Genomic DNA, 7,595 nt, shown 5'->3' with positions numbered 1-7,595 from the left:
GCTATCATTTCGTGATTGCGAGTGCAAATATACAGCTAGAATTTGTATTTGCAAGTATATTTCAAAAAAAATCTAATATTTTTTTCAGGTGTTTATTTAGCTACCTATTTTTCAGCTTCTTAAAAAAGAAATAAAATTCCCGGTTTTCTTATAATTTAGTTAAAAAACGAAATCTGGATCTCTAATTCTTAATATTGCTTTGTAATCTTTTGCTATAGTCATACATTTGCATACCTAAAAACACTATATTCTAATGGCTAGATTTAAAGAAAACGATTTACCAAAATCAAAAATTACAGCTACTTCTCTTAACAAAGCAAAAACAATATTTACATACGCAGGAAATCACAAATGGAAATTTTTCATTGGATTAATTTTTCTGCTTTTAACAGGCGCTACTGCCCTCGCCTTTCCTAAATTAATGGGAATGCTTGTAGATTGTGTAAAAAACAAAAACAACGACGAAGCCAATAAAATAGCTTTAGGATTAATTGTAATTCTGTTTTTGCAATCCTTTTTCTCTTTCTTCAGATTATCATTGTTTGTGAATTTTACCGAAAATACGCTGGCAAATCTGCGTTTGGCTTTGTATACCAATTTGGTAAAACTGCCAATGACATTCTTCTCTCAAAAAAGAGTTGGAGAATTAAACAGCCGTATCAGCGCCGATATTACACAAATTCAGGATACTTTAACTACAACAATTGCTGAATTTTTACGTCAGTTTATATTAATTATTGGCGGTGTAATTTTATTGGCTACAGAAAGTTTAAAATTGACTTTGTTAATGCTTTCAGTAGTTCCTCTAGTTGCAATAGCTGCAGTAGTTTTTGGAAGATTTATTAGAAAATATTCTAAAAAAGTACAAGATCAGGTTGCAGAAAGTCAGGTAATTGTTGAAGAAACCATGCAGGGAATTAGTATTGTAAAAGCTTTTGCAAACGAATGGTACGAAATTGCACGTTATAAAGGAAAAATTAGTGATGTTGTAAAACTGGCTATAAAAGGCGGTAAATACCGTGGTTATTTTGCCTCATTTATTATTTTCTGTTTATTTGGAGCAATTGTAGCCGTAGTTTGGTTTGGTGTTCGATTGAGTATTGCCGGCGAAATGAGTGTTGGACAATTAATATCATTCGTTTTATATTCAACTTTTGTTGGTGCCTCTTTTGGAGGAATTGCCGAGTTATATGCACAAATCCAGAAAGCAATTGGAGCTACAGAACGTGTTTTTGAACTATTAGACGAAAGTCCTGAGAAAATAAATTCAGATTCAAATAAAACGCAGGAAAAAATTAAAGGAAACGTAACTTTCAATAATGTTGCTTTCAGCTATCCAACACGTCAGGAAATTCAGGTGTTGAAAAATGTAAATTTCTCTGCAGAATTTGGCCAGAAAATAGCAATCGTTGGCCCGAGTGGTGCCGGAAAATCTACTATTTCGTCTCTCCTATTGCGTTTTTACGATATAACTTCGGGAGAAATTACTGTTGACAGAAAAAACATTTATGATTATGATTTAGAAGCTCTTCGTGGAAATATGAGTATTGTTCCTCAGGATGTAATTCTTTTTGGTGGAACTATAAGAGAAAATATCGCTTACGGAAAACCAGATGCATCTGATGAAGAAATAATATTAGCTGCAAAACAAGCAAATGCATTCAATTTTGTGGACGGTTTTCCAGAGAAATTCGAAACACTGGTTGGAGAACGTGGTGTTAAATTATCTGGCGGACAACGTCAGCGTATTGCAATTGCGAGAGCTTTACTTAAAAACCCAAGTATATTAATATTAGACGAAGCAACTTCATCTTTAGACAGTGAAAGCGAAAAACTAGTTCAGGAAGCTTTAGAAGTATTAATGGAAGGAAGAACAAGTATTATCATTGCTCATCGCCTTTCAACGATTAGAAATGCAGATAAAATTTTAGTTCTGGACAATGGAGAAATCTCAGAAGAAGGAACACATCAGGAATTAATAAATTTAGAAAATGGAATTTATAAAAACTTAAGTAATTTACAGTTTAGTAATTCTTAAATAATTTTCAATTTTTAAATTCCAAATTATAATGCAAACCCGACACGTTTTTAAAACCTGTCGGGTTTGTTTTTCTAAATTTTTATTTATTAAACTGGACTAAAGTCCAGCCCTACAATATGGATCGAGCCAAAGGCTCTTTGATAGTTGCGAAGGAACAAATTATATTGTAGAGCTGGACTTTAGTCCAGTTTATATAAAGAATTAAGGCATAAAAAAGCTCCAATGAAAATTGGAGCTTTTTATATATAAAATGTAAACCGAGACTGGAAACTGAAAATATTATTTCCCTTTTCTACGTTTACGCTCTGCTTTAATCATAGATAATTCGCGGCTTGTCTGCCCTGCAACCGAAGTATTTTCTTCAGCACGACGAATTAAGTACGGCATAACATCTTTTACTGGTCCAAACGGAAGATATTTCGCTACATTATAACCGTTTTCAGCTAAGTTGTAACTAATATTATCGCTCATACCGTATAATTGTCCAAACCAGATTCTTTTATCGTTTTTGGCAATACCTTTTTCAGTCATCATTTCCATTAATTTATAAGAACTCAATTCGTTATGAGTTCCTGCAAAAATGGCCATTGTTTCTAAATGCTCTAACATATAATGAACAGCAGCATCGTAATTAATATCAGTCGCTTCTTTAGAAACACAAATTGGAGAAACATATCCTTTTTCTTCTGCTCTCTTGTTTTCTTTTTCCATGTAAGCACCACGAACCAATTTCATTCCAATAAAGAAACCTTCGGCCTTAGCAACTTCATGCAATTTTTTCAAATAATCCAAACGATCCCAACGGTACATTTGTAAAGTGTTAAACACAATCGCTTTTTCTTTATTGTATTTACGCATCATATCGGTAACTAATTCATCAGCAGCATCCTGCATCCAGCTTTCTTCACCATCAATCAATAATGCCACATCTTTTTTGTGAGCTTCACTGCAAACCTGATCAAAACGGTTTACCACTCTATTCCATTCTTCCTGCTCTGCCGGAGTCAAAGTTTGCTTTTCTCCTAATTTCTCATACAATTCAAAACGCCCTAAACCTGTTGGTTTAAATACTGCAAAGGGAATAGCCAAACGTTCTTTTGCAAATTCAATAGTTTTTAAGGTCATTTCTAAAGCAGCGTCAAACTGTGCTTCTTCTTCTTTTCCTTCAACTGAATAATCTAATACAGACGAAACGCCTTTGGTAAACATTTTATCTACTACAGTTAAACAGTCGTCTTCGTTTACTCCTCCGCAAAAATGATCAAAAACCGTTGCACGAATCAATCCTTCAACCGGAAGATGTGCTTTGATTGCAAAATTTGTAACAGCAGTTCCAATACGTACTAGAGGCTCACTATCAATCATTTTAAAAAGAAAATAAGCCCTGTCAAGTTCTGTATCACTTTTAAGTGAAAAAGCAACCTGAGTGTTATCGAATATTTTTTCCATTAAGTTTAGTTTTTGTGCAAAGATATAGACTGTTTTGAATATTATTTACTAAATCATATCATATTTTTTGATATCTTTAAACCTCTTAAAAATATTGCTTGTTAAAAAAGTAGGATTTTACTTTGATTTTTACGTAATTTTGCAAAAAAAAGAAAACGTATGAATACTCAACAAATTGATAGTATTATAAGTGAAGTAAAAGGAAAATACTCTATTCCTAATTTTATAGTTCTTCTTTTTATATCAGCATTATTAATAATTGACTTTCTACCCTATTTTAAAAGTGCAGAAATTATTAATCCACAGTTTTTATATCTTTCAGTACTAAACGTAATTATTGCTGCTTATTTTTATTGCAATCTTTCATTAATAGCCACAGATACTTTTTCTTCTATAAAGAGAAACTATATCTTTAAATTGTATTTAACATTCCTATTTTTTTGCGCTATATCCTATTTTGCAGCAAAAAATACTTCATTAGTATTTACAAGGTTTACAGAAATAGTAATTATATTTAGTTTATTTATAAACCTTTCAATTCTTTTAAAAAATAAATTACATCTCCTTTATAAAATTATATTGATTATAAGTATCAGTGCGTTAATTCAATCCTGGCAGCAGCTTTGTCATTTTATTATTATTCCGCGTCATGCCTCAATTATGGATTTATTAAACGGGATGAAGGGAAATACGGGAAATATAAATATTTTGGCAGCCAGTCTAACTATTAAAATCCCTTTTTTACTCTTGGGTATAACTCATTTTAAAACATACAAAAAGTGGTTTTTAGTTTTTATCCTATTCTCTGTAACTTCGGTTGTATTTTTAACAGGAGCAAGAACACCGTTTATTAACTTGTTTTTGATCTATTTAATATATATTATTTACCTTTTAAAAGAATATTCATTTAAAAGAGCATCAATTTCTAAAGTTTTATTTTTGATAATTCCGATTCTGGCCGCCATATTATTTGCCAATTCAATTTTTGAAAAATCAAAAGACAAAGGAAGATTTACCTCTTTAGAAAACAGGGTCAGTAAAATTAATAACGATGAATCTTCAAAACTAAGGTTGGCTTTTTGGGGTAACGCATTAAAGATCACCAAAAAAGCCCCACTCACAGGAATTGGTTTAGGAAATTATCAGGTTGAATCAATTCCATATGAAAGAACTACGTCAAATGATTCCATGGTTTCTTTACATACGCACAATGATTTTCTGGAGATTTTAGCAGAAACAGGAATAATAAATGGATTTATCTATCTTTCAATATTTATTTGTCTTTTCTTTATAAATTTGAAAAAAATAATAAAACCAAAAGATAAAGAATCCCAAATAATTGCTCTATTAACCCTATTACTTTTAATAGTATACGGAATCGATTCTTTCTTTAATTTCCCTATGTACAGGCCAACAATGGCAATATTTTTCAGTTTTATTTTGGCCTTGAGCTTAACAAATTCTGAAATAAATCAATTTGCTTTACCAAATAAAATATTTTCATTAAAAATTATTACTCCAATTATAATTGTAGTATCAATACTAACAAGTTATTCTGCTTTTGTAATTTATAAATCATCAAATTTAGAGTACTTAATTGCTCGTGACGATATAAATGTGAATCTAAAAGGATTTCTTACTGGAGATGAAGTTGTTAAAAAAATGCCTGCATATCCAAATACGCTTAGTAGCTCAGAATCATTTTACGAATACGCAGGAATCTACTATGTCCGTGAAAAACAATACGACAAAGCTTTAAAATGTTTTTCAAAAGCAAATAAAATTAATGGATATTCTGGGCGTATTGAGTTTTACAAACATGTGATATCTAAGCATAAAGGCAATATTGATAGTGCTTATGTTTATGCTAAACAGGCATTTTATCTGCGTCCAAGAAATTATGACATATTTAATACTGCACTTAAATATGCTATATCAAAAAGAGATACAACTGAAATAGTAAAACAACATAACCTGTTTTCGCAATACAGACCAATGCCTCAAACATGGGATCTTGCAGTCCGAGGGCTTAAATATTCGGGTTATAATGATCAAAATTTACTTAAGTTTATTGATCAGGGATTGAAAAAATTCCCTCAGGATAGTGCTTTAACTGTGCAAAGAAATCAACTCTTAATTACGAGTTACCTAACCGGAGGACAAAACTTTGAAAATAAATCTGATTTAAATAATGCTCTACAATCCTATGAAAAAGCTTTAAAGATTGATCCTAAAAATGTTTATATATCACAAAATATAGGATTCAATTATTTGAAGCAAGGCCAAAATAAAAAAGCAATAAACGCTTTACTTGAAGCGCTAAAATATCCCGGTTTAAAAGATGGTAAAACAGAGTTTTTCTTAGGTATTGCTTATTTAAGAGAAAATGATAAAACTAATGCCCTCAAATATTTTAATTTATCAAAAGATAAAAATTATCCTGCAGCAAAACAATTAATGTCAAAGATGCAAAATGCGGAAGCAGATGAAACAGCATTAAAAAAACGAAAAAACGATCTTTTGATTGCAGATATAATTACAGAAGGTCAAAATTTTGAAAAACAGAAAGAAATGGATAAAGCTCTGGATTCTTACCAAAAAGCATTAAAAATTGACCCAAAAAGCATTTACGCAGCACAAAATATTGGTTTCTATTATTTAAAAGTAGGACAGTCAAAAAAAGCAATTAATTATTTATTGAATGCTTTGAAGTATCCGGGATTAAATGATGGAAAGACAGAATATTTTCTGGCAATTTGTTATTTAAAAGAAGATGACAAAACTAATGCCTGTAAGTATATAAATATATCAAAAAACAAAAACTATTCTGATGCACAACAATTACTAAAGACCTGTAAATAGTTTCTGTACTTTTAAAACATTAATTTAGAATGATTCGTTTTTAAACAAATTAGGGCTAAAATTTGAATATATTTTAGTTAAAAATGCCTTATTTTGCGGTTTCAATTAACCGAAGAATTATGCAATCCATTCAAGCGAACAATTATCTCGTGCATTTTAACCAGTATGCATACGAAGCTTTAAATAAACATTTAAAAGAAAATAAATATTCAAATATCTTCATTATAGTTGATACAGAGACGAATGAGTATTGCCTGCCAAAACTTTTACCTGTAATTGAAACAGACTTAAATATTGAAATTATCGAGTTTGAAGCTGGAGAAGCCAATAAAAACATAGAGACTTGTATTGAAATCTGGCATGTTTTAACAGAACTTGGTGCAGACAGAAAATCACTTATAATTAATCTTGGAGGTGGTGTTGTAACAGATTTAGGCGGTTTTGTAGCTTCAACCTTTAAAAGAGGTGTTGATTTTATAAACATCCCTACTACTCTATTATCTATGGTTGATGCTTCTGTAGGAGGAAAAACCGGAGTTGACTTAGGGAATCTTAAAAACCAGATTGGAGTTATAAATGTCCCTCAAATGGTTTTGATTGACACAGAATACCTTGAAACTTTACCACAAAGCGAGATGCGTTCCGGGCTTGCAGAAATGCTAAAACACGGTTTAATTTATGATGCGGCTTACTGGAAAGAATTTCTTGATCTGGGCGCTATTGATTACAATGCATTAGATCAATTAATCTACCGTTCGGTTGAAATTAAAAACGAAATCGTAATTCAGGACCCAACAGAAAAAAATATCCGTAAAGCACTTAATTTCGGTCATACTCTTGGTCATGCCATCGAAAGTTACTTTTTAGAAAGTGAATCTAAAACAACTTTATTACACGGAGAAGCAATTGCTGTGGGAATGATCTTAGAAAGTTATATTTCTCTTCATAAAGATTTAATTACTTCCGCAGAATATTCTGAAATAAAAACGGCTATAAAAGCAATTTATGACGATATAAAATTTGAAGAAAATGACATCGATCCTATTCTGGAATTGCTTATTCATGACAAAAAAAATGAATACGGATTGATCCAATTTGCTTTAATTGAAGGAATCGGGAAGATAAAAATTAACCAATCCGTTGAAAATAAATTAATTCTAGCTGCGTTTCAAGATTATAAATCTTAAACTTTTTTTAATTAAAAGCATTGCTTTTGGTATATATTATTTTTTACATTTGCCAC

4 protein-coding genes are annotated in these 7,595 nt (G+C 30.9%); 3 read left to right on the top strand and 1 reads right to left on the bottom strand.

Going from position 1 to position 7,595, the window contains the following annotated elements:
• Positions 1-253 precede the first annotated feature (253 nt).
• Positions 254-2,038, top strand: a complete 1,785-nt coding sequence (locus B3C18_RS19920; protein ID WP_291150780.1) for an ABC transporter ATP-binding protein — start codon at positions 254-256, stop codon at positions 2,036-2,038.
• A 282-nt stretch (positions 2,039-2,320) separates the two neighbouring features.
• Here B3C18_RS19920 and B3C18_RS19915 read toward each other — a convergent pair whose 3' ends face one another.
• Positions 2,321-3,490 (bottom strand): proline dehydrogenase family protein, encoded by a 1,170-nt coding sequence (locus tag B3C18_RS19915; RefSeq protein ID WP_291150778.1) that lies wholly within the window; start codon positions 3,488-3,490, stop codon positions 2,321-2,323.
• Positions 3,491-3,649: 159 nt separating this feature from the next.
• Here B3C18_RS19915 and B3C18_RS19910 point away from each other — a divergent pair, with 159 nt between their 5' ends.
• Together B3C18_RS19910 and aroB are read left to right on the top strand one after the other, a co-directional pair.
• Positions 3,650-6,352 (top strand): O-antigen ligase family protein, encoded by a 2,703-nt coding sequence (locus B3C18_RS19910; protein ID WP_291150775.1) that lies wholly within the window; start codon positions 3,650-3,652, stop codon positions 6,350-6,352.
• Positions 6,353-6,471: 119 nt separating this feature from the next.
• Positions 6,472-7,539, top strand: coding sequence for a 3-dehydroquinate synthase (gene aroB / locus B3C18_RS19905; protein WP_291150772.1), 1,068 nt, complete (start codon positions 6,472-6,474; stop codon positions 7,537-7,539).
• Positions 7,540-7,595: the final 56 nt, after the last annotated feature.

The organism is Flavobacterium sp. UBA7680 (assembly GCF_002482975.1).
In the GTDB taxonomy this organism is placed as follows: Bacteria; Bacteroidota; Bacteroidia; order Flavobacteriales; family Flavobacteriaceae; genus Flavobacterium.
This window is presented reverse-complemented; position numbering and strand designations above follow the sequence as displayed.

Bases quoted from the DNA above. Each gene is read 5' to 3' on its own strand.
- aroB (WP_291150772.1), top strand. From the start codon at position 6,472: ATGCAATCCATTCAAGCGAACAATTATCTCGTGCATTTTAACCAGTAT.
- B3C18_RS19915 (WP_291150778.1), bottom strand. From the start codon at position 3,490: ATGGAAAAAATATTCGATAACACTCAGGTTGCTTTTTCACTTAAAAGT.
- B3C18_RS19910 (WP_291150775.1), top strand. From the start codon at position 3,650: ATGAATACTCAACAAATTGATAGTATTATAAGTGAAGTAAAAGGAAAA.
- B3C18_RS19920 (WP_291150780.1), top strand. From the start codon at position 254: ATGGCTAGATTTAAAGAAAACGATTTACCAAAATCAAAAATTACAGCT.